This is a genomic window from Acinetobacter sp. 70_2 (assembly GCF_056736115.1).
Genome location: NZ_JBWZIP010000007.1, coordinates 1 through 22,650, shown reverse-complemented (window position 1 = coordinate 22,650; position 22,650 = coordinate 1). Strand labels below are relative to the sequence as shown.

The window sequence follows — 22,650 nt, the reverse complement described above, 5'->3', positions numbered from 1 at the left end:
GTACACTTTTAGAGATAAAAAATATGGATAAGATCAAAAGTATAGATTGGGCAGCATGGGTAGGAACTTTTCTACTTATTATCGGTTTTCGTGAAGGCTCAGTCGTCGTTATGCGTGCTTTTGGTCATCCAGAATTAGGAAACTTAGTGGGCTTAATTAGTTTGCTCATCATTTTACTCATTTGGCGTAAATTTAAAAAAATCCCATTAAGACTCGTCGACACCAACAATAAAATTATGAAAGAAAGTGGTTTTGCTTTTTTACCCATTTGTGCAGGCTCGTTAATTATGCTGGTGCATATGGGCAAAGAAATTCCTTTATTTCTCTTTGTACTAGTGGTGAGCACCCTTATCCCTCTGTGGATCTATGCAAAAATGGCAAAACATTGGTTATAAGGAGAATAAAATGTTTATGATTTTATATGGATTTTTGATCACTCTAGTTGGCTATCTTTGTGCAAAACCTTTAAACCGCCGTTTCCCTCAAGTACCTCTCTTAGTTTTCGGTATGTTCATTGTAATTGGTTTATTATCAATCTTGAAAGTTCCTTATGAAGAATACCGACTTTACGTAAACGATTTATTCAGCCACCTATTAGGATATGTCACCGTTGCTTTAGCTATACCGTTGGCTGCAATGCGTTATGACGACTTACCTCTTAAATCGGTGATTGGGATTTTACTTTTTGCAAGTATTAGCGCTGTTGCTTTGCCTATGGGCCTCGCTTACTTGTTACATATGTCTGAGCCTACTATTTTGGCTTTTGCGACACGCGCAGTAACTACACCTATTGCTTTAAATATCGCGACTTTATTACATGCCCCAGAAACATTGGTCACTCTAATTGTGATTTTATCTGGAGTTATTGGTGCAGCCTTTTCACCATTTTTACTTAAACATATTCATGATGAAAGAGCATCAGGTTTAGCTCTAGGCTTAGCTGCCCATGCGATCGGAACTGCTCAAGCTTGGCAACGTGGTCCCGTTGCGGGTCGTTATGCTGCATTTGGTATGGCTTTAAATGGCGTATTTACAGCCATATGGTTACCCACATTCATGCTATCTTTTGGAATACATTGATTAAAAAGTAGTTCAAATAAACATTGAACCAGTTAACAATTCGAAATAAGATGATCTTTTCAAATCTAAAAGGATTTTTGATTATGGGGAAATTTTTTGTTGGAGCGTTGCTCTTATTGGGGATAAATTCAGCTACTTTTGCGGCTGATATTACTGGTATGTGGCAAACGATTGACGATAAAACTGGTACGCCTAAGGCTCATGTAGAAATACGAAAAGAGGCAAATGGTACTTATTCAGGAAAAGTTGTAAAAATTACACCGCGTCCGGGTTATACACCAAAAGAAATTTGTGATAACTGCCCAGCGCCTTATACCAATAAGCATATTGTAGGTTTAGATATCGCGACTGGTTTAAAACAAGTGGATAGTACAACCTATACTGGTGGGAAAATTCTAGACCCAAATACTGGCAAAGTTTACGGATTAAAAGCCAAACTCAGTGCAAATGGTAACCGTCTACACATGCGTGGTTATCTTGGAGTTTCAGCTTTAGGCCGCAATCAAATCTGGATTCGCCTAGAATAAATCTTAAAAAAGAAAAAAAGCCGCTGATGCGGCTTTTTTTTATTACATGACAGGATTAACTACTGAAAAACTTTGCTGGTCTTCAAGACGATAAGCAATTAAGTTTTTACCCCACACACAGCCACCATCTACGTTCTGAATATGTTCACTAATTGTTCTGCCTTCTAGAGCAGCCCAATGACCAAAGAATACTTGATGTGTTTGTGCAGCTTTACTAGGAAATTCAAACCAAGGTAAATAACCTTCTGGCATAGGTGCATCTAAAGTATCTTTAAAACTGAATTCCAAAGTACCTTCTGCATTAGTTAAACGCATGCGTGTTAAATAATTGGTAATACAGCGTAGGCGGTCATTACCAGTTAAGTCATCTGTCCAAAGATCTGGTTTTGAACCATACATTTCAGCTAAAAAAGCATCTAATACAGACAGATCATCATGTGCTAATACAGCTTCAACTTCTTTCGCTAAAGCAGCCGTTTTTTTTGCATCCCAAATACAAGGTATACCAGCATGTGTTAGCACAGTTTGTTCATTTGGAAATAAACATAATGGCTGTTTACGTAACCAGTCGATGAGTTCATCACCATCCACAGCGTCAATAACATCCTGTGTACGATCTTTCTCTTTAATTTCTTTAAGACCACGAGCACCAGCAACCAGTGTTAAATCATGATTACCTAAGACGGTTGCAGCTGCGCCACGATCGGCTAGTTTTTTAATAAAACGAAGTGCACCGACAGAATTTTCTCCACGTGCAACTAAATCACCAGCAAACCAAATAAAATCTTGGTCAGGATCAAAACGTATTTCTTTCAGCAATGCTTTGAGTGCTTCAAAACAACCTTGAACATCTCCAATGATATAGTTATAGCGCTTGGTCATTTATGCCACCATTTGATCTGCCAAAGCTACAAACTCGGCAAGTGTCAGAGTTTCTGGACGAGCCATTGGGTCAACGCCTGCTTTCTCGAAACCGTCATCTGCCAACATAGCTTTAAGGCTGTTTCTTAGGGTTTTACGGCGCTGTGTAAACACGTGTGCAACCAAACGAGCTAAAGCTTTCTCATCTTTTGCGACAATCGGTTTTTGTTCATAAGGAACTAAACGGAATACAGCACTCGTCACTTTTGGTGGTGGATTAAATGCGCCTGCAGGAACTTCAAATAAAAATGTAGGCTGGCAATAATATTGAATCATTACCGATAAACGACCATATTCTTTTGTATTTGGTTCAGCAGTAATACGATCAACCACCTCTTTTTGCAGCATAAAGTGCATATCTTTGACTTTGCTACCAAATTCCAAGAGATGAAAAAGTAGTGGTGTTGAAATGTTATAAGGCAAATTGCCGACAACGCGTAACGGACGACCATCTTTTACAAGCTGGCTAAAATCATATTTTAATGCATCAGCTTCTACGATAGTTAAACGTTCTGGATGTGGTACACGCTCTGGTAGGCCTGCTGCTAAGTCACGGTCTAACTCAACTACAGTCAGAGCATCACATTCTCCAATTAAAGGAGAGGTTAAAGCAGCCAAGCCCGGACCAATTTCAACAATATTATCGCCTGTACGCGGATTAACAGAACGTACAATTTTGGCAATGACTCGCTGATCATGTAAGAAGTTTTGACCAAAACGTTTACGAGCTTTATGCCCTTCATCTTTCGGGTTTAGGGCATTAATTTGATACATAGAACATTTCCAACATGAAAAATTTAACTCGCTGCCAACGATAAAGCTAAATCGACAGCGACATTTAAACTTGAGCTTTTTGCCAAACCTGTCCCAGCTAAAGACAGAGCAGTACCATGATCGACCGAAGTACGAATAAACGGTAAGCCCAATGTGATATTAATTGCTTCACCAAAACCTTGTGATTTTAGCACAGGTAAGCCTTGATCATGGTACATGGCAAGAACAGCATCAGCATTTTTAAGATGTTCAGGAGTAAATAAAGTGTCTGCTGGCATACTTAAACTGATTTTAATACCTTGAGAGCGGTAAGTTTCAAGAACCGGATTAATGGTATCAATCTCTTCACGACCTAAGTAACCATCTTCACCCGCATGAGGATTTAAGCCACACACCAAAATCCTTGGATCGGTAATTTTAAACTTAGTTTTTAAGTCATGAAGCAAGATGTCTATTACTTGATACAAGCGTTGTTTGGTAATTGCATCTGCTACATCTCTTAAAGGTAAATGTGTAGTCGCTAAAGCAACCCGCAAGGTTTTAGTTGCCAGCATCATGACAACGCGTTCTACACCTGCGAACTCTTGGTAATATTCAGTATGACCACTAAATAAAATACCTGCATCATTAATGACCGATTTTTGCACGGGCGCAGTGGCTACCCCTACACTTTTACCAGACATTGCATAATCAGCTGAACGACGTAGTTGCTCTAATACATAAGCTGCATTAGCTGGGTTTAATTGACCATCGATGACTTCTGTTTTTAATGCTACGTGCTCTATATAAAGCTCGCCTTGCAAACATGATTCAGTTTGCCCTGTATACTCTAAAAACTTGATATCCAAGCCAAGCTTTTGAGCACGTTGTTGCAATAAATTTCGGTCAGCCAAAATAACAACCGGACGCTCATCAACGCGTTCCGCCAGACTTAAACAAATATCTGGACCAATACCGGCAGGCTCACCGGAAGTGATATATAAGGGATGACTCATATTCAACTCAATTTATATATTATGGATTCAATGATTGAGACTGAATCTAGCCTCTAACCAACCAAAAGTATGAGCAATTTCAGATACAATTATGGCTATTAAACTCAATAATGTCACAATCATTAACCATTTACCCCACAGCCAATTGATTCGCAATGAATTTTCTTGCTTAATAAAGCAAAACCCTATTCCCCCCAATAGATATAATAGATAAGGTAATGGAGTAGCATGCATATAAAGACTAATCAAAGCCACACCAACCAAACCACTAAAACCATAATAAAGACAAAATCCATTGAAAAGAATAAGATGCAAGCAAAGTAATATTGCCATCCATCCTATAAAAAATTGTATAATTTTGGACACATCCTTTCTCCCCCTTTTTTTCAGGTCAGTTTCAACATAGCACATCAGAAAAACGTGGTTTTTAATTTTAAATTAAATCTCCCCATTAAAAATATAGACCGCTTATTGACCAAGAAAACTTACATCAAATTATTCTTGTGATTTTAGGTGATCTCGTTTAGAATTTCGGCTCCTTTTGTTTGGACAGATTCCATAGTCCAAACCAACTATAATAGGTAGTGGTTTAATGAAAACTCTCAGCGCTAAGCCAGCTGAAGTTCAACATGACTGGTATGTTGTTGATGCTTCTGGCAAAACTTTAGGTCGCCTTGCGACTGAAATCGCTCGTCGTTTACGCGGTAAGCATAAAACTTCTTATACTCCTCACGTTGACACTGGCGATTACATCGTTGTGATTAATGCTGAACAAATTCAAGTGACTGGTAATAAATCACTTGATAAGAAATATTATCGCCATACTGGTTTCCCTGGTGGTATCCGTGAGACTAACTTCGAGAAGTTAATTGCTCACAAACCTGAAGCTGTTCTTGAAAAAGCGGTTAAAGGCATGTTACCAAAAGGTCCTCTTGGTTATGCAATGATCAAAAAAATGAAAGTGTACGCTGGTACTGAGCATCCTCATGCTGCTCAACAGCCACAAGTTTTGGACATCTAAGGGATACAGCACATGGCTACTAATTATGGTACAGGTCGCCGTAAGACCGCAACTGCACGTGTTTTCTTGTCAGCTGGTACAGGTAAACTCGTTATTAACAACCGTACTTTAGAGCAATATTTCGGTCGTGAAACTGCTCGTATGGTTGTTCGTCAACCTTTAGAACTTTTAGAAGTTACTGAAAAGTTTGACCTTTACATCACTGTTAAAGGTGGTGGTATCGGTGGTCAAGCTGGCGCTATCCGTCACGGTATTACTCGTGCGCTTATCGCTGCTGACGAAACTTTAAAACCTGTTCTACGTCAAGCTGGTTTCGTTACTCGTGATGCTCGTGAAGTTGAACGTAAGAAACTTGGTTTACGTAAAGCTCGTAAACGTCCTCAATTCTCTAAACGTTAATTCGTTTACCGAATCGGACAAAAAGCCTTGGTTATTCCAAGGCTTTTTTATTGCTTATTCATTTTAAGCATGAGTGAAACAGATAAATATATGAAACTCTATCTTTGCCACCGTGATTTCCACTCGTATTTTTAGTATTCTAACCGATTCACACAACCATACCTTGTGATATGTCGGTCGAAAACACTTCAATTCAGGGAATTACCCTTTACAGCCATGCTGATGATTTCCGTTCTCACTGGATCCGTTTTTTATTGGCAGAAAAGCAAATTAAATATCAATTGATCGTAACAGATCACGAAGATGAGGATTTAGCCAGTCTAAACCCTTATAACCAATTGCCAATGCTACTTGAGCAAAACCTGAAATTATTTTCAGCACCGATTATTGCTGAATATCTTGATGACCGATATCGTCAAGGCAAGCTTTACGCTGATGCTCCTATGGCACGTGCTGAACAACGGCAATACATTTGGCGTCTTGAAAATGATTGGTTTAAATTGGCCGATCATATGCTCAAACATGCAGATACTTTAAATGTAGAACAAAAACAAAAAGCGCAAAAAGAATTACGTGATACCTTAGTTTCTCTTACCCCCCTATTTCAGCATTTCCCTTATTTTATGTCTGAAAATTTTTCAATTTTGGATTGTATGCTCGCCCCAATTTTTGTAAGGCTTAATAGCATGGGAATTGATTTACCAAAGCAGCAGTGTCGGCCTATATTTTTGTACTGTAAACGTATCTTTAGCCGTCCTTCTTTTGTTAAATCAATGACGCCCCAAGAGAAAACCCGTTACAATGAACAATTAAATATGGAATAGTGTGATATGTCTGAGCAAACTATTGAGTTAACCCCTACACGTCCTTATCTTGCTCGTGCAATCTATGAATGGATTTGCGACAACCAACTCACACCTTATTTACTTGTTGATGCAACACAGCCACACACGGATGTGCCACAACAATTTGTCAAAGATGGCCAAATTGTTTTAAACATTGTGCCGCATGCTGTACATCAACTACTTATTAGCAATGATGCAATCACTTTCTCAGCACGTTTTGGTGGCGTTTCAAAAGATATTTACGTCCCAATCCAAGCTGTTTTGGGTATATATGCACGCGAGAATGGACAAGGTTTATTCTTTGACCCAGAAGAATATGCCAATGTAGCGCCTGTAGAAGATACACTAGAACCTGAAACACAAGACACCACTGAACCAACCAAGAAAAAGCCAACATTAAGAATTTTAGATTAATTTTAGAGGAATAAAGTATGGCATTTGATTTAGTCCAATACTTTGCTGAGCAAATAAAAATTCAAAAGCCTCAGCTTTTAAATCAATACCCAGCCCATGAAAAAAATAAGCTGATTGATGAAGTGAATGTGCTCACACTTGGAAAGTTAATCAGCTTATGGCGTCAAGATGACAATAAAATTTATAATGAAATCAAAACTGCCGATCCATTATATATTCAAGAAGTAGCACGCCATTTAACGACTTCTAAGCACAATGAGTCGATTTTAAAGAATGCTGAACTTGAACAGAGTATTTCAGAAATTTTGGCCTTACAGCTAATTGAGCTTAATCAACTTGATGAAACTGGTGGCTTCGGACAAAATGGCTTAAAAGAATTAATTTTAGGACAAGTGGAACATCTATCAGGTCAGGCTGATGATTGGGTTTGGTCAACAAACCATCTAACAGAGTTAATTGGTTCTAAACCTGTTGAACAAGAAGAGCTATCATTGGACGCAACAATGAAGGAGTTCAATCAAATGGTTCATCAAGCTCAACCTCATCATGAAGATTTACATGCTGAAGAACAATCTATCGAAACTTTTATTCCTGCATGGTCGAAAGTTATCGCACCTCTTGTAGCTTTAGCAATTTTGGGCTACCTCTATTGTTTTTATACGCATCTTGTTTAATTTAATTATAAATATTTAAAAAGAGGAACTCATAGCTCCTCTTTTTTCTATTTAAATAAACATAATTTATTAACAAATATTGTTTTAACATTCTATTACAATTATTAAATTTAAAATGAAAAATATATAATGCAAACATGAGCACACTATTAAAAGTATAATGCATAAATAATCTTATTATATTTTTTATAATATGACATTTTTGGTCACTTATTTCCTTAAACATCAATTTCAATCTTTTCTTTCTCGATTGACTTCAAATTGAGCAGAAATATAATGATTTTTAACTACTTTTAAATAAAAAGTAGTAAATATAATTTTATAATCCTGAGAGATAAAAAATGGCTAAACTTTCTTTAGATAGCTTAACGGAAATTGATGGTTTTATTGCATCTGCACTTGTTGATTCTGAAAGTGGATTATCACTTGCTACACAAGGCGGTGGGGAAATTGATTTAGAACTAGCAGCAGCTGGAAACACGGAAGTCATCCGAGCAAAACGAAATATCGCTAATGCTTTGAAATTAAATGATAATATTGAGGATATTTTAATTACACTAGGTAAGGCTTACCACTTAATTCGTCCTTTAGAAAGTAATAACAATTTATTCCTTTATTTAGTGCTTGATCGTACCAAATCGAATTTAGCCATGGCTCGTCATGAGTTGAAATCATTTGAAAAAGAGCTCGACTTTAGCTAATTGATTTACTGTGTGCTCTTTATTTAATTATGAAGAGCACATAAACAATCATTATATTAATTAATAAAAATTTAAAATGATACTATGGATAGTTATTGCATAAATATTGCAGTTTCCGGTTTAAGCTTAAAAGTTTCAGATGAATTAAAAATCTTAATCCGTGATTTAATATCTAATCAATATGGTATTAACTGGGTTAATATTTCTAATAATCATATTGATTTATTAATCATTAATGAAAACTTTTTTGATGCAGATAATATTCAAAACATTCTTCAAAAGAAAAAATTTCCTTATTTAAAAATTACCAAAACACCTTCAGAAAATGGAAATTCTATTGATGAGCATATCTTACACTTCCCTTTAGAAAAAACAGAATCGCTGCGCTCTTGGCTACAAAAAAACGTATTATCTTCTTTAAAGTATGCGGCTATTGGTTCTGGCTCAGCTTTATCAAATGAAATATCTATCATAGATGAACAATTTATAAGAAATTTGCATAGCCCAGAAAATACTAAATTACATTTATTTGATGATAAAGGCACCTTAGCCATTATTGATAATAGAACTCAAACTGCTTGGGTAGAACCTTCCCGTCAAAAAGCACATACCAATATGAGCTTTAACTTTGCTTTTGCTAAAACATCGGACTTTACTAAGGTTTCTCGTAAAAAAGGTTATTGCTTACAAGATTGGTTATGGAATTTAATTTGGTGTTCAACAGACTTTGAAAATTTAGCTTCAGCTGATGGTTACTTCAAAATCGATCATTGGCCACAACCTTATCAAAAAGAATATAGAAAAATTAGCTTGCAGCTCTCTGCCTGTTTTATACAGGGAGCAAAAGTCACTGAAGTTGCTAAACAACTCAACCAACCAATCGACGTTGTTTTACGTTTTATCACAGCTTGCTTAATGGCAAATAACGGTAAATACGTTCCTGCAAATAAGTGTTCATATGCCCCACAATCGCATTTAGAAAGCTCAAATACTGAAAGTCATTTTTTTAAGAATTTTATAGGAAAGATTAGACGCCGCTTTGGTCTTTAGGGAACGTTATGATTATACAGCAATATAAAATTGTCTTTGCGGGCAGTATGGGGGCTGGAAAGACAGAAGCAATTAAGTCGCTATCTGAAATTCCAATTTTAGGAACAGAAGCATTTAATACAGATGTACAAAGTCACCAAAAATCACAAACAACTGTTGGGATCGATTACGGCGAAATTACCTTAGATGATGGTGTTAAAATTGGCTTATATGGAACACCTGGACAAAGTCGTTTTGATTTTATTTGGTCGGTCATTTGTGAAGGTGCAATAGGTATTATTCTTCTGTTAGATCATAACAGCCCTAGTCCAATTTCTGAGTTAGAAAACTACTTAGAAACCTTTAAAAATTATAACAATAATATTGCGATTGGTATTACACATATTGATGAAAATAAAGAATCTTCACTTCAACAGTATCGTAATTGGTTAACAGAAAATGAACTTCAATATCCATTATTTTTTATTGATGCAAGAGAGCAAGAGCACATTTTAATGATGGTTGAATCATTAATTGCATCACTTGAAGTTAAGGTAGGCACAACATCTCAAGGGAAAGATCATGCTTAGTATTCCAGTTCAAAAACGAACCGCTCCAACACAATTGCTACAACTTGCAAAAAGTGAAGCCCAAAAAATTCTGATGAATACACGTGGTGTAGACTTTGTGATGATTTGTTCTTCAGATGGGTTTGAATTGGCAACAGTAAGCCACAAGAACTACCATAACACCACTAAATTAGCAGCGGTGAGTAGCTCGATTTTGGCAATGGTCACTGCATTTTTAAAAGAAATTCAACTGACCGGCTGTAATAACATCACCTTAGATGCAGATAATGGTAAGGCTATTTTGACGGCTATTCCAGCGATCCATCACCCGATGGTGATGGTTACTCTAAGTAATAGAGATGTACTTTTAGGGCAGCTGCTTTATAGTCTAAAAAAAGCAAGCCAAGTGATTGCAGAGGCAGATGGAGAATAACCCACACGGCTATAAAAAATACCGCCCAATAAGAGCGGTATTTTTTTATACTTGGATACTAAATAGCATTTGCCGTTTTTTAACTTGCTGCCCTTGTTGGCCTAAAACGTCTTCAATAATCCCATCAACATCAGATTTTATCTGCTGCTGGATTTTCATAGCTTCAAGCACTAGTAAGGTCTGACCTTTCACCACTTGATCTCCTTTATTGACCAAGATATTTACCACAGCACCATCCATTGGTGCACGAATTTTGCCATCACCAGCCGCATCAACTGTTTCTGGAGCGGCATAAGTTACGTTGCGAATTGCAACATTGCCATTATCTCGATCTAAATAAAGCTGATCACCATCTAATACATATTGGACACGGCGACGCACACCATTAATTAAATAAACTAGGTAATCTGGCGTTCTCTCAAGTACTTCAATGCAAACTGTTTGATCACAGAACTGAGCCGTAAATGTATTATTCACAGATGAAAGCAGTAATTGAATTTGCTGATCATCATATTTAAGTTTTAATGGTAATGGCACACCTAAGCCAGTTTGCCACACTGCCGTACCGTTACTTTGGCTAAATAATGCCGCGGCAATTGCTAAGGTTTCTAAACATAGAACCTGCTTATGTAGACTGCTGTCATTTTGAAAATGCTGTTGAATGAACGCAGTATTAGTATCTCCTGCAACAACAACTGGATGACGTAATAAATTGACCAAAAATTGTTTATTACTATTTACACCTAGCAAAACACAATCATCTACGGCACGAGCCAGTAAGCGAATCGCATCCTCACGGGTTTTACCGTATGCAATCACCTTTGCTACCATCGGATCGTAAAATGGACTGACTTCATCGGTTGCTAACATGCCATGATCGATTCGCACATTTGGCAAAGTTGCAGGCTGCCATCGTAAAACCTTTCCTGTTTGTGGTAAGAAATCCTGACGTGGGTCTTCAGCATACAAACGCACCTCGATTGCATGACCGTTTAACGTCAATTCATGTTGTTGCAAAGGCAATTGTTCATCATTAGCAACACGTAATTGCCATTCAACCAAGTCTAATCCAGTAATAAGTTCAGTAACCGGATGCTCAACCTGCAAGCGTGTATTCATTTCTAAGAAATAAAATGCACCCGATGCATCAAGCAAAAACTCAACTGTACCGGCCCCTACATAAGCACATGCTTTTGCTGCTGCTACAGCTGCCTCACCCATTTGCTGACGTAGTTCAGGCGTCATGACTGGACACGGCGCCTCTTCAACTACTTTTTGATGGCGGCGTTGGATTGAACAATCGCGCTCAAACAAATAAATATAATTGCCATGAGTATCACCAAAAACCTGAATTTCGACATGGCGCGGAGCAATGACTGCTTTTTCTAAAATAAGCTCACCTGAACCAAATGCATTTTCAGCTTCTGAACGCGCAGTTTGCAATGCCTCAACCAATTCGGATGATTGTTGTACCAAACGCATGCCACGACCACCACCACCCGCAGAAGCTTTGACCATAATTGGAAAACCAACCTGTTCGGCTTGTCCTGCTAAGTATTCGAGATCCTGTCGGTCACCTTCATAGCCCGGTACACAAGGGACGCCCGCCTCAATCATGGCAATTTTTGAGAGACGTTTACTACCCATTAACTCAATTGCAGAAGCAGTAGGCCCAATAAACGTAATCTGGTTGTCGATACAGGCCTGAGCAAATTCAGTATTTTCTGACAAAAAACCATAACCGGGGTGAACCGCATCAGCACCTGTTTTTTTGCAAGCTTCAATAATTTTGGTAATAGCGAGATAAGACTCAGATACTTTAGATGGCCCAATGTAAACAGCTTCATCTGCTTCTTGTACATGGCGAGCCTTATGGTCAGCATCAGAATAAACTGCGACAGTTTGGTAGCCCATTGCCTTAGCAGTCTGCATGACTCGAACTGCAATTTCACCACGGTTGGCAACCAGTACTTTTGAAAATTTCATTATTTTTATCCTTATCTTTTATGACTCATCAGCCCAGTTTGGCAAACGTTTCTGGATAAAAGCCATTGTTCCTTCTTGTCCCTCAGCCCCACCAACTGCTTGAGCAAACTGCTGTGCAGCATCATCTAGCAATTCATTTAAAGGTTCATTGAGCGTTCGATGTAACAGCGCTTTAGTCACACGCGAAGCTTGAGGAGCTGCTCGTTTAATGTGTTGAATGGTTTCTTCTAAAGCTTGTTCAAGTTCAATTTCATTATGTGCAATTTGATGAACAACACCGACACTTAATGCTGTATGCCCTTCAAAACGCATACCGAGTAAAGCAAGTCGGCGCGCCTGAGTCAGGCCAATACGTTTCACCACAAAAGGAGCAATTTGTGCAGGAATCACACCTAGACCCGTTTCAGGCAAACCAAACTGAGCATTGTCACGACTAATCGAAACATCGGAAACACATGCCAGCCCAAAACCACCACCTAAAACAGCACCTTCTAAAATCACTACAACCGTTTGCGGCGCAGCTTCAACTTGCTCAAGCATGGCACCAAAACGGCGATTAAAGTCAGCATAAGGTTGTAGACTGCTGACATTGGTCGCTTCAACACGCAAAGCCGCCATGTCTTTAATGTCACCACCTGCACAAAAAGTTCCGCCTTCACCACGGATAATTACCGCACGAATTGAAAGGTCATCGCGAATGGCAGTGAAAACTTGTTGAATGGCATTGACCATCTTCAAGTTCATGGCATTACGGCTTTCTGGTCGGTTTAACCAGAGATATAAAATACTGCCGTCTTGTTCTAATTGAATGCTGTCATCAATATCTAGAGCTTGTAGAGATGAGGAAAGTGTCATGGTGTATTCCTTATTTTTATTTCTGCTTTTTAGGCAGAATGTCCATTAACTTACAGATAATCCCCAGCATAATCTCATCTGCACCACCGCCAATAGAGCCTAAACGACCATCACGATATAGCTGTGATGCAGGGTTATCCCACATAAAGCCATTGCCGCCCCAATATTGCAGACAGCTATCAGCAACTTCACGAGTTAAACGTCCAGCTTTGAGTTTTGCCATAGATGCCAGTTTAGTCACATCTTCACCAGCAATATGCTGTTCACAAGCTTGGTAGGTTAAGGCTTTAAGCGCTTCCACTTCAGTCATGAGTTCGGCAAAACGAAAATGGATATATTGGTTATTAATGAGGGGTTGACCAAAAGTGGTACGCTCTTTTGTATAGTCGATGGTCTTTTGGATTAAATTTTCCAAACCGCCAATGGCATTAGCACATGCCCATAGGCGCTCTTCCTGAAATTGCATCATTTGCATCATGAAGCCCATGCCTTCGACACCCACTAAGTTACGTTGAGGTACACGGACATTATCTAAATAAACCTGCGCTGTGGTCGTTGAACGCATCCCTAATTTATTAAGTGGCTCTGAAAAACTAATCCCTTTGGTTTTTGCTGGCACAATAATCATCGACTTATTAACGTGTGGTTTATCATCAGACGTATTGGCTAAAAGACAAAAGAAGTCGGCCTGCAATGAGTTTGTAATCCACATTTTGCTGCCGTTAATGACATAGTCATCGCCATCTTTTTTAGCAGTCGTTTTAATAGCAGCAACATCCGAACCAGCATGCACTTCCGATACTGCAATTGAGGCAACATATTCCCCAGCAATGGCTGGTGTTAAAAACTCATCGCGTAATTCTTTACTACCAAAACGCGCCAAAGCAGGTGTTGCCATGTCCGTTTGTACACCAATTGCCAAAGGTACCCCGCCACAAGCCGCATAGCCAATTTCTTCTGCAACCACAAGGTTATAAGAATAATCTAACGCTAAACCGCCATTTTCCTCAGGCTTACAAATTCCCAATAAACCAAGATCACCCATTTTTTTAAATACGTCGTGGATTGGAAATTTCCCAGCAACTTCCCATTCTGGAATATGTGGATTCAGCTCATTTTGAACAAATTGACGCGCTGTACGACGTAATGCTTCATGTTCGGCAGTAAATTTCATGGTGTTATTCCTATTAATTTTTTTAATTGCGGTAAAGGTTGATTAAAAACGGGACACGCCAAAACGAGTTGGATTTAGCTCTCGTTGCTGTGCTTCATAAATGGTTTGTAAAAGGAAAATAAGTAATTTTCGGGTATCTCGCGGGTCAATAATGCCGTCATCATGTAGCATGGCCGTATTGAAAAGCGCGGTAGATTGCTGCTCCAATTTCATGGCCGTGCTTTGCTCAAGAAAATCGAGCATTTGCGGATTCGGTTCCTGACCAGAAGCCTTTTGCTTTCCTTCGGCAACAATACGCAGTACTTTTCCAGCTTGTGCAGATCCCATGACAGCAACATGCGAATTTGGCCATGCAAAAATAAAGTCTGGCGATAGGCTTCGACCACACATCGCGTAGTTACCAGCACCATAAGAGCCTGCCACAACAATTGAAATTTTAGGTACAGAACAATTCGCAACAGCTTGAATCAGTTTCGAGCCATGCTTAATAATGCCATTTTGCTCGGCATCGGTTCCCACCATAAAGCCAGTAGTGTTATGTAAGAATAATAACGGGCGGTTAGTCTGTTCACATAAGTGAATAAACTGAGCTGCTTTCGCTGCTCCTTGATGTGTAATTGGACCATTATTGGTAATAATACCGATATGTAATCCACCAATCTTTGCCCAACCACAGACCGTTAAATCATCATATTCCTGTTTAAATTCTAGAAAATCTGAATCATCAATAATGCGCGCAACCACTTCTTTCATGTTAAATGGTTGTTTAGGATCACTTGGAATCACACCCAACAGTTCATCGGCATCGTAACGAGGTTCTTTATAAGACACATCAACTGGTTTGATTTGCTCTTTCCAGTTCAGATGTTCAAAAATTTCACGTGCAAGTCGAATACCATCAGCATCATTTTCAGCTAAATATTCTGCTGTTCCGGCAACCTGAGCATGCATTTCAGCCCCACCCAACTCTTCAGCTGTTGCTACTTCACCAGTCGCAGCTAAAAGTAAAGGTGGACCTGCAAGAAGCATCTCGGTTTGCTTACGTACTACAATGACATAATCCGAAAGACCGGGTTGATAAGCTCCTCCTGCCGTTGCATTACCATGAACAACTGCAAGCTGTGGAATACCAGCCGCAGACAAACGTGCCTGATTGGCAAAGGTCATACCGCCATAAGTAAATACTTCAGCCGCATAATTTAAGTTGGCGCCACCACTTTCGGTCAGCGTAATCAGGGGGAGTTTTTGTTCTAAGGCAATTTTTTGCAAACGCAAAGTTTTTTGTACGCCCATAGGGGACATGGTCCCACCTTTAATCGCGCTATTACTTGCAGAAACCAGACAACGCACACCACTGACAAAACCAATGCCAGCAATCACACCACCACCCGCTTCTGAACCATCTTTATCATCATGCATGTTGTAGCCAACCAAACCACAAAGCTCAATAAAAGATGAATCAGCGTCAAGTAATAATCGTATACGCTCATGCGGCAAAATCTTGCCTTTCTTGTCAAACTTCGCTTTGGCAGCATACGATTTATCAATGCTTTTTTGCTGAATTGCACGGACTTCACTCAGCTGAGCAAGCAGTGCCTCTTTATTCTTTTGATACTGTTCACTACCAACAGTAATTTCGGATTGGAGAATGATCATTTTTATTCCTCACTCCGAGCCTAAATTATTGCTTTGCTCGACTTTTTCAGTCTTATCTTTTTTAAAAATTTCAGGAATAAATGCACGATGGAAACCATTATAAGACTGACTATTTGTCGCCTCAGCTAGTGGATACATGCGTGTTCCTTGTGAGGCAGCACCATCAATACGTAAGGTCACACCAGAAACAAAAGCCGCAGCATCGGACAGTAAATAACAAATCGCCGACGATACTTCTGACTCAGTTCCCATACGTTTTAGCGGTACATTGCCAGCAAGACTTGGAATAATTACTTTGGCAAAATCACCGCTATAATTATCCATACCAGATGACACAATCCACCCCGGTGCAACCGCATTTACACGAACGCCAGATTTGCCCCACTCAACCGATGCTGTTTTTGTTAAGTTATCGACCCCTGAACGCGCAGCTCCAGAATGCCCCATTCCTGGCATACCGCCCCACATATCAGCAGTCATATTGACAATACTGCCACCATGTTTTGCCATCCATTGGTTATAAGCTTCACGCATTAAATAGAAAGTTGCGTGCAAATTATTGCGCACTACTGCATCAAAACCATTTGCAGAGATATTCTCTAAAGCTGACGGGAACTGGCCACCCGCATTATTTACAAGACAATCGAGCTTGCCGAATTTCTCAATCACTTCGGCAATCATATTTTTCACTTGTTCTTCTTCACGGTTATCACAAACAATGAAATGAACCCGTCCACCATCTTCTATAATTTCTTGGCTTACTTTTTCCAGTTTTTCAATTTTTCGTCCTGTAATCACCACTTGAGCGCCAAGGGCTGCAAGCTCATGTGCCGTACAACGGCCAATTCCTGAGCCGCCACCTGTCACAATAATGACTTTATTAGCGAAAGCATCTGGTCTAAAAATTGATTGATAACTCATCTTTGTTTCATCCATTCATTTTATTTTTCTAAAAGATTTGCCGGAACTTTTACAGGCATATCCAATAATTGCTGTGCAAATGCTTTACCTTGTGGATCAATACGTAAGCTTGCAACACCACCACCGCCCAAGGCATTCTCCAACATAAAATTCAGTGCATTTAAACCCTGTAACTCATAACGAATTACTCGCCCTTTCTCTGCATCCAATACATGCTGCATATAGCTTGCAACCGTCTGTTCAGTCAGTGCTGCACGAATCCACGGTAAATATTCTGCTTTACGCGCAATCACACCGATATTGCTATGATTGCCTTTATCACCACTACGGGCATGCGCAATTTCAATCAAAGGAACTTCAATTTCATTCCCTTGATAAACCGCACTTTCACCCGCTGCTAAAGTATTGAATTGCTCTGTAGAAGTATTCCGAGGAATCTCAACCGGATAGCGGTTCCCATCAAAATCGATTTCGATATTAATTTGATTTTTATCAATTAAAAATGAAAATAACTTAATCACTGGAGATGCTTTTGGTCGACCTCCAACAATACCTGCCAAGGCTGGAGCCATACCTGTTGAAGCCTGTGCAATTTCAGATGCAAAGAACATACATGCTTCTTTAAACATGTGTTTTACAGCTATTTTAACCACAACTTCACGGCTATTTAATGCTTGAGCATGTGCTCCATAAGTACTTTCAATACCTAAGATTTCAACCGACTTTTCACTAAAAGGTGGCACCGAACGCATTGCTAAAACACGCTCACATTTAGTCAAAATCGCATCAGCAATGACTTGTGCTTTTTGTGGTGCTTCACGGCCTGCAATTAAAAAACTGACTAAAACCCGATAACCATCAGGATAAGTTGCACTAACTTTATATTGCCCAGTCGGTGCTTGCCCTTTTGCACCCATCACACGAACTCGGTGCTCCCCGACTTGCTCTAAGTGCACGTGGCTGAAATCAGCAATTACATCGGGTAATAAATATGCTTTAGGATTGCCAATTTCATAAACAATTTGTTCAGCAACCGTGGCGGTAGAAACCAGACCACCTGTCCCTTGTGGTTTGGTCACAACGAATGAACCATCTTCACTCACTTCAACCACTGGAAACCCCATGTTGTCGAAGCCTTGTACCAATTGCCAATCGGTAAAATTACCACCCGTACATTGCGCACCACATTCAATCACATGACCTGCCAAGGAACCTTGTGCCAATTTGTCATAGTCATCTAAAGACCATTGATATTCATGAAGTAAAGGGGCAAGCACCACTGCCGAATCAACAACACGACCAGTAATCACAATATCTGCGCCTAAATTCAAAGCATCGCGAATAGCCACCGCACCTAAATAAGCATTACTGCTCGCCACCTGTTCCGGCAAAGCTTCTCCGCTAAACATTTCCTGAACATTTTGCTGCTTAAGTTGCTCATGTTTCGCTAAAAGATCATCACCTAATACCACAGCCACTTTCAGATCTAGGCCATACTCTTTAATAATTTTTTGTAAGGCATCCCGACAAGCCAATGGATTAACACCACCGGCATTACTAATCACTTTAATCTTTTTTTCAGCAATTTTTTTAAGCAAAGGTGCCATCACTCGGCTGACAAAATCCAATGCATAGCCATGCTTTGGTTCCACCATCTTCGCTTTTGCCATAATCGACATGGTAATCTCGGACAAATAATCAAAAACCAAATAATTAATATCGGTCAAATGCACTAACTGAAAAGCGGCAGTATTGGTATCTCCCCAAAACCCAGAGGCACAACCTATTTTCACGACACGCTCATCATCCTGTTGATTACTTGCCATCTTATTTCTCATTATTTTGTTTAAAAATTACACTCAACATTACCAAGCAAGCGCTTGGTTTGTAAAGAGCAAAATGTTATTGTGAAATTGACCAAAACTGCCAAACTCGACAGCTCAGCTAAAACATGATGAGATTTGGCAAACTTTTCTGTTAAGTATTTTTATATAAAGGATCCGGCTTTCGCATGATTGCTACTTCAATTGAACAGATTCCAAATATCTCTTGTTTTGATGACAGCCCGCGTGGTCGCTTATTACGAGGGGCTGCCTACCTATTTCATAAACAAGGCTATGATAAAACCACCGTACGCGAACTTGCTCAATTTATTGGAATCCAGTCGGGAAGCTTATTCCACCACTTTAAAAGTAAAGATGACATCCTCGCTCACGTGATGGAGGAAACCATTATTTACAATCTTGCTCGTTTACAAGATGCGGCAGCCCAATCTACCGATCCAGAACACCAATTACGAGCTCTTATTAAAGCAGAACTCACTTCAATTACTGGAGATACTGGGGCAGCCATGGCTGTTTTAGTTTATGAGTGGTTTGCGCTGTCAAAAGAAAAACAAGATTATCTTTTAAAAATGCGTAATGAATATGAGCAAATCTGGTTAGATATTATTGAAAAATTACGCACTGAAGGCAAGGTAAAGCATGATGCCTTTATTTGGCGAAGATTAGTTGGTGGCGCAATTTCATGGACCGTAACTTGGTATAAAGCTGAGGGTAAAGTCAAAATTGATGAGTTAACCGAAATGGTTTGGGAGATGGCTTTGAAATAAAAAAGGTGGTTCAATGACCACCTTGTAAGAATCAGTAAGCCAACTGCTTACTAATCAAATCTTTCATAATTTCTTCAGCACCGCCACCAATCATATTGACCTTCACTTCACGGTAAATACGTTCCGACTTGGTACCTCGCATAAAGCCCATACCACCTAATGTTTGTACAGCTGCATCAGCACAAAATTGCATAGTGCGAGTCGCAACATTTTTCAGCATCGAAATTTGCGCTACCAACTCAGGTCCTTGTAGTTTTGGCTGAGTCATTTTCCATGCAGTTTCTTCAAGCAATGCCCGTGTTGAGGTTAATTGCGTTGCCATATCTACCAATTTATGACGAACCACTTGATGATCAATTAATCTCTTACCAAAAGTTTTTCGTTGTTGCGCCCAGTCTAAAGCTTCTTCATAACAGACTAATGCATACCCATAAGCGACTACTCCCAAGAAGAACCGCTCCATATTAAAGTTATTCATAATAACTTTAAAACCAGCGTTTTCTTTGCCGAGCAGATTTGATGCAGGTACTCGTACTTGGTCAAAATGCAAATGAGCTGTATCTGAAGCCCACCAACCCATTTTCTTTAGAGGTGTTTTAGTAATTCCTTCACTGTGCGCATCAACGAGCAACATTGAAATACCTTCTGCCCCTGTTTTAGTAGGGTCTGTATGTACTGCTACAGTATAGTAATCTGCACGAATTCCCGATGTGATAAATGTCTTCTCCCCCGAGACAATATAGTAATCGCCATCACGAACAGCTTTAGTCTGTAATGCAGCGACATCCGAGCCACCACCAGGTTCTGTAATAGCTAAAGCAGAAATTTTTTCACCGGAAATAATACCTGGTAGGACTCTAGCCTTTAACTCCTCACTTCCAAAGTGCTGAATGGGAGGGGCGCCAATTGTGTGTACCATGAGTGAGGTATGTACTCCCCCAGAACCCGCCTTTGCCATTTCAATACCAGCTAGTAATGAATAGAATGGATCTGCATCAGGAATACCACCGTATTCTTCAGAAAAACCTAGCCCCAATAGACCAATTTCAGCAGCCTTTCTATAAAGCTCTCTAGGAAATGTCTCAGCCTCATCCCACTCATTAACAAAAGGTGCTATTTCTTTTTCTACAAATCGGCGAACATTGTCAGCAAAAGCAATGTGTTGTTCATTATAGTAAATTGGGTTGAGTTGCATGTTTAGAACTGTCCTGATGTTTTTATTTAATTCCTCAACATATCTTGTCATGTTTACAGTCAATCAAAAGTTGCAAGAACTCCCATTTTCTTGGCATAAAACATCAAACAGAATTATTTTTATTTATGCACAACGCCTATACTCTTAAGCAGCAACGGAAACCACGAACAGCATAATAGGATTGGGCCCCATTATGATAAATGAAGACCCGACCATACCGACGATCAGCAAAAAGTGCTCCACCCAACTTACGAATCTCAGCTGGGGTTGCAATCCAACTCGATGTTTTAAGATCAAATTCCCCTAACTTTTGTAATTCATGGTATTGCTCTTCTGTGAGAAGCTCAGCTCCCATTTCTTTAGCCACATCGATTGCACTATTTTTTGGAGGATGATCTTTTCTAGCCTCCAAAGCCTCTCGGTCATAACAAAGGCTTCTACGGCCTTTTGGACTCTCAGGAGAGCAATCGACAAATAAATATTCATCCTTCTGTTGATCATAAGAGACAACGTCAGGCTCTCCTCCAGTGTTTTCCATTTCTTGCAATGACCACAATTTTTCAGGCGATTCTAATAATTTAGCTCGCACATTTGTCCAATCGATTTCTTTATGACGATGTGTGTTCTTTTCAAATCTCTTCTTTAATAGTTCAAGTAGTGAATTTAATTGTGTTTGAGTTAATTGTTTTTTAGTTATCATTGAATAAATCCTTATAATTATTAAACTGAACGTCCATCAAAATAATTTATTTTTATTTTATCTAAGTCAATGTCATCTATACATCGAACATTAATCGCAAAGATAGAATTACCTTGGGGATCTATACCTTGAGCATAAGGATGAATACCGCAATTTTTACAGAAATGATGATTAATCACATGCTTGTTAAAAGTGTAATTCGCTAAAATATCAGGAGAATCTAAAGTAACTGTAACTTGATTAGTGGGTAGGAACCAAAGTAAAGACCCTTTCTTTTGGCAGATCGAGCAATTACAAGATAAGGCTTCTGTTAGCTCACCTTCTGCGATAAACTTTACCTGTCCACAATGACAACTTCCTTTATATTCCATATCTTTTTCCCACTTTTTAAATTTTTATAATATTCTTTTGGTAGATCAATTTTCAATCTTCTTATAGATTTTGATGTTTTCACCTTTACACAATCTACTTAATTAAAACTCTAGTAGATTATCTAAACACTCCAAAGGTGAAATAGAAATATTCTTTCATCCTACTTTATTTATTATTAGAAATTACCACCTCAATTCGGCTTAAGATTTGCGGCCAACCTTTTCCCATACCAATAAAAGCCTGTTGGCCAAAAGAAGAATCCATATTAAAACCCGAATGGTTAAGCTGTAAAAGTGTGCCATTTTCTTGAGGAGTTAATTTCCATCTTAGGGTTGTATCAAGTGCACCGATTGCAAAGTCATATTCAAATAAAATTTCTTTATCAACTGCCTTAACCAGGCAATGTTGTATTCCGAAATTACCCATATCTAAAGTAAATTGATGACCAATTTTAGGCTGAATGTCCCCTTTAGCCCACCATTGCTGGACAAGTTCAGGCGTGGTCAATGCTTCCCAAACTTTTTGAGGAGATTGATTGATAAACTGTGAAACCTCAATGGACTTTAACATTTTTTATTTTAGACTCATCTATAATTTAACTGGTTTTTATTATGCTGCAAAATAATTAGCAATATAAAGGATTATGTAAAATCATATCTCCCCTGTTTTTCCCGCCCATAAAGCAACACCCCCACTCTTTAGAATGGGGGTGTTTGGAATAATGAGCTGGCGATGACTTACTCTCACATGGGTAACCCCACACTACCATCAGCGCTAAGAGGTTTCACTTCTGAGTTC

At 39.1% G+C, this 22,650-nt stretch carries 27 protein-coding genes and 1 rRNA gene; 13 read left to right on the top strand and 15 right to left on the bottom strand.

What is annotated here, in order from left to right; all coding sequences use genetic code 11:
* The first annotated feature begins 23 nt into the window (after positions 1 to 23).
* The 3 genes from AC1PJ9_RS03650 (at position 24) to AC1PJ9_RS03640 (ending at position 1,607) form a co-directional block, all read left to right on the top strand.
* On the top strand, positions 24 to 395 hold the full coding sequence (locus tag AC1PJ9_RS03650; protein WP_311087082.1) for a hypothetical protein: 372 nt from the start codon (positions 24 to 26) through the stop codon (positions 393 to 395).
* A 10-nt stretch (positions 396 to 405) separates the two neighbouring features.
* A complete protein-coding gene (locus AC1PJ9_RS03645) occupies positions 406 to 1,080 on the top strand; it encodes an LrgB family protein (RefSeq protein ID WP_263614613.1) in 675 nt (224 codons plus the stop codon).
* Positions 1,081 to 1,163: 83 nt separating this feature from the next.
* The gene (locus tag AC1PJ9_RS03640) at positions 1,164 to 1,607 is read left to right on the top strand and encodes a DUF2147 domain-containing protein (protein WP_004704121.1); all 444 of its coding nucleotides are present in this window, start codon (positions 1,164 to 1,166) and stop codon (positions 1,605 to 1,607) included.
* A 42-nt stretch (positions 1,608 to 1,649) separates the two neighbouring features.
* On the opposite strand, the gene AC1PJ9_RS03635 is transcribed toward AC1PJ9_RS03640, so the two are convergent.
* From AC1PJ9_RS03635 to AC1PJ9_RS03620, 4 genes are read right to left on the bottom strand one after another with little or no spacing between them, the layout of a single operon-like run.
* On the bottom strand, positions 1,650 to 2,489 hold the full coding sequence (locus AC1PJ9_RS03635; RefSeq protein ID WP_240062432.1) for a symmetrical bis(5'-nucleosyl)-tetraphosphatase: 840 nt from the start codon (positions 2,487 to 2,489) through the stop codon (positions 1,650 to 1,652).
* Positions 2,490 to 3,302: a 16S rRNA (adenine(1518)-N(6)/adenine(1519)-N(6))-dimethyltransferase RsmA gene (gene rsmA / locus AC1PJ9_RS03630; RefSeq protein WP_311087081.1), complete on the bottom strand. Its 813-nt coding sequence runs from the start codon at positions 3,300 to 3,302 to the stop codon at positions 2,490 to 2,492.
* Between the two features lie 23 nt (positions 3,303 to 3,325).
* Positions 3,326 to 4,297, bottom strand: a complete 972-nt coding sequence (gene pdxA, locus AC1PJ9_RS03625) for a 4-hydroxythreonine-4-phosphate dehydrogenase PdxA (protein ID WP_311087080.1) — start codon at positions 4,295 to 4,297, stop codon at positions 3,326 to 3,328.
* 27 nt (positions 4,298 to 4,324) lie between these two features.
* Positions 4,325 to 4,663: a hypothetical protein gene (locus tag AC1PJ9_RS03620; protein ID WP_311087079.1), complete on the bottom strand. Its 339-nt coding sequence runs from the start codon at positions 4,661 to 4,663 to the stop codon at positions 4,325 to 4,327.
* 226 nt (positions 4,664 to 4,889) lie between these two features.
* Between AC1PJ9_RS03620 and rplM the strand changes: the two genes are divergently transcribed.
* The 9 genes from rplM (at position 4,890) to AC1PJ9_RS03575 (ending at position 10,382) form a co-directional block, all read left to right on the top strand.
* Positions 4,890 to 5,318 carry a 50S ribosomal protein L13 gene (rplM, locus tag AC1PJ9_RS03615; RefSeq protein ID WP_002048731.1) on the top strand — a complete coding sequence of 143 codons (429 nt, stop codon included), beginning with the start codon at positions 4,890 to 4,892 and terminating at the stop codon, positions 5,316 to 5,318.
* 12 nt (positions 5,319 to 5,330) lie between these two features.
* Positions 5,331 to 5,717, top strand: a complete 387-nt coding sequence (rpsI, locus tag AC1PJ9_RS03610; protein ID WP_002048725.1) for a 30S ribosomal protein S9 — start codon at positions 5,331 to 5,333, stop codon at positions 5,715 to 5,717.
* A gap of 170 nt (positions 5,718 to 5,887) precedes the next feature.
* Positions 5,888 to 6,541, top strand: coding sequence for a glutathione S-transferase N-terminal domain-containing protein (locus AC1PJ9_RS03605; protein ID WP_311069265.1), 654 nt, complete (start codon positions 5,888 to 5,890; stop codon positions 6,539 to 6,541).
* 6 nt (positions 6,542 to 6,547) lie between these two features.
* Positions 6,548 to 6,976 (top strand): ClpXP protease specificity-enhancing factor, encoded by a 429-nt coding sequence (locus tag AC1PJ9_RS03600; RefSeq protein WP_311069264.1) that lies wholly within the window; start codon positions 6,548 to 6,550, stop codon positions 6,974 to 6,976.
* A gap of 17 nt (positions 6,977 to 6,993) precedes the next feature.
* Positions 6,994 to 7,650 carry a hypothetical protein gene (locus AC1PJ9_RS03595; protein WP_311069263.1) on the top strand — a complete coding sequence of 219 codons (657 nt, stop codon included), beginning with the start codon at positions 6,994 to 6,996 and terminating at the stop codon, positions 7,648 to 7,650.
* 341 nt (positions 7,651 to 7,991) lie between these two features.
* The gene (locus AC1PJ9_RS03590; protein WP_045437845.1) at positions 7,992 to 8,351 is read left to right on the top strand and encodes a roadblock/LC7 domain-containing protein; all 360 of its coding nucleotides are present in this window, start codon (positions 7,992 to 7,994) and stop codon (positions 8,349 to 8,351) included.
* 84 nt (positions 8,352 to 8,435) lie between these two features.
* Complete coding sequence (locus tag AC1PJ9_RS03585) at positions 8,436 to 9,401, top strand: hypothetical protein (RefSeq protein ID WP_311087078.1); 966 nt, start codon at positions 8,436 to 8,438, stop codon at positions 9,399 to 9,401.
* Between the two features lie 8 nt (positions 9,402 to 9,409).
* Positions 9,410 to 9,970 (top strand): GTP-binding protein, encoded by a 561-nt coding sequence (locus tag AC1PJ9_RS03580; protein ID WP_311087077.1) that lies wholly within the window; start codon positions 9,410 to 9,412, stop codon positions 9,968 to 9,970.
* Positions 9,963 to 10,382 (top strand): roadblock/LC7 domain-containing protein, encoded by a 420-nt coding sequence (locus AC1PJ9_RS03575; RefSeq protein ID WP_019456609.1) that lies wholly within the window; start codon positions 9,963 to 9,965, stop codon positions 10,380 to 10,382. Before AC1PJ9_RS03580 ends, AC1PJ9_RS03575 begins: the two co-directional genes overlap by 8 nt.
* A gap of 45 nt (positions 10,383 to 10,427) precedes the next feature.
* Here AC1PJ9_RS03575 and AC1PJ9_RS03570 read toward each other — a convergent pair whose 3' ends face one another.
* From AC1PJ9_RS03570 to AC1PJ9_RS03545, 6 genes are read right to left on the bottom strand one after another with little or no spacing between them, the layout of a single operon-like run.
* Complete coding sequence (locus AC1PJ9_RS03570; protein WP_311087076.1) at positions 10,428 to 12,368, bottom strand: acetyl/propionyl/methylcrotonyl-CoA carboxylase subunit alpha; 1,941 nt, start codon at positions 12,366 to 12,368, stop codon at positions 10,428 to 10,430.
* Positions 12,369 to 12,386: 18 nt separating this feature from the next.
* A complete protein-coding gene (locus tag AC1PJ9_RS03565) occupies positions 12,387 to 13,223 on the bottom strand; it encodes an enoyl-CoA hydratase/isomerase family protein (RefSeq protein ID WP_019456607.1) in 837 nt (278 codons plus the stop codon).
* Between the two features lie 16 nt (positions 13,224 to 13,239).
* Positions 13,240 to 14,397 (bottom strand): acyl-CoA dehydrogenase family protein, encoded by a 1,158-nt coding sequence (locus AC1PJ9_RS03560; protein ID WP_174740295.1) that lies wholly within the window; start codon positions 14,395 to 14,397, stop codon positions 13,240 to 13,242.
* Positions 14,398 to 14,439: 42 nt separating this feature from the next.
* Complete coding sequence (locus tag AC1PJ9_RS03555; RefSeq protein ID WP_311087075.1) at positions 14,440 to 16,053, bottom strand: acyl-CoA carboxylase subunit beta; 1,614 nt, start codon at positions 16,051 to 16,053, stop codon at positions 14,440 to 14,442.
* 9 nt (positions 16,054 to 16,062) lie between these two features.
* A complete protein-coding gene (locus AC1PJ9_RS03550; protein ID WP_311087074.1) occupies positions 16,063 to 16,974 on the bottom strand; it encodes an SDR family oxidoreductase in 912 nt (303 codons plus the stop codon).
* Between the two features lie 20 nt (positions 16,975 to 16,994).
* On the bottom strand, positions 16,995 to 18,800 hold the full coding sequence (locus AC1PJ9_RS03545; protein ID WP_311087073.1) for an acyclic terpene utilization AtuA family protein: 1,806 nt from the start codon (positions 18,798 to 18,800) through the stop codon (positions 16,995 to 16,997).
* A 185-nt stretch (positions 18,801 to 18,985) separates the two neighbouring features.
* Between AC1PJ9_RS03545 and AC1PJ9_RS03540 the strand changes: the two genes are divergently transcribed.
* Complete coding sequence (locus AC1PJ9_RS03540) at positions 18,986 to 19,585, top strand: TetR/AcrR family transcriptional regulator (RefSeq protein WP_311087072.1); 600 nt, start codon at positions 18,986 to 18,988, stop codon at positions 19,583 to 19,585.
* A gap of 31 nt (positions 19,586 to 19,616) precedes the next feature.
* Here the strand turns inward: AC1PJ9_RS03540 and AC1PJ9_RS03535 are convergent, their stop codons facing one another.
* The 5 genes from AC1PJ9_RS03535 to rrf form a co-directional block, all read right to left on the bottom strand.
* The gene (locus AC1PJ9_RS03535; protein WP_311087071.1) at positions 19,617 to 20,780 is read right to left on the bottom strand and encodes an acyl-CoA dehydrogenase family protein; all 1,164 of its coding nucleotides are present in this window, start codon (positions 20,778 to 20,780) and stop codon (positions 19,617 to 19,619) included.
* Between the two features lie 136 nt (positions 20,781 to 20,916).
* Positions 20,917 to 21,480, bottom strand: coding sequence for a DUF4256 domain-containing protein (locus AC1PJ9_RS03530; RefSeq protein ID WP_311087070.1), 564 nt, complete (start codon positions 21,478 to 21,480; stop codon positions 20,917 to 20,919).
* Between the two features lie 20 nt (positions 21,481 to 21,500).
* Positions 21,501 to 21,851 carry a GFA family protein gene (locus tag AC1PJ9_RS03525; protein WP_311069252.1) on the bottom strand — a complete coding sequence of 117 codons (351 nt, stop codon included), beginning with the start codon at positions 21,849 to 21,851 and terminating at the stop codon, positions 21,501 to 21,503.
* A 166-nt stretch (positions 21,852 to 22,017) separates the two neighbouring features.
* On the bottom strand, positions 22,018 to 22,422 hold the full coding sequence (locus tag AC1PJ9_RS03520; protein ID WP_311087069.1) for an SRPBCC family protein: 405 nt from the start codon (positions 22,420 to 22,422) through the stop codon (positions 22,018 to 22,020).
* Between the two features lie 154 nt (positions 22,423 to 22,576).
* Positions 22,577 to 22,650 (bottom strand): 5S ribosomal RNA (gene rrf / locus AC1PJ9_RS03515); the annotation flags it as partial.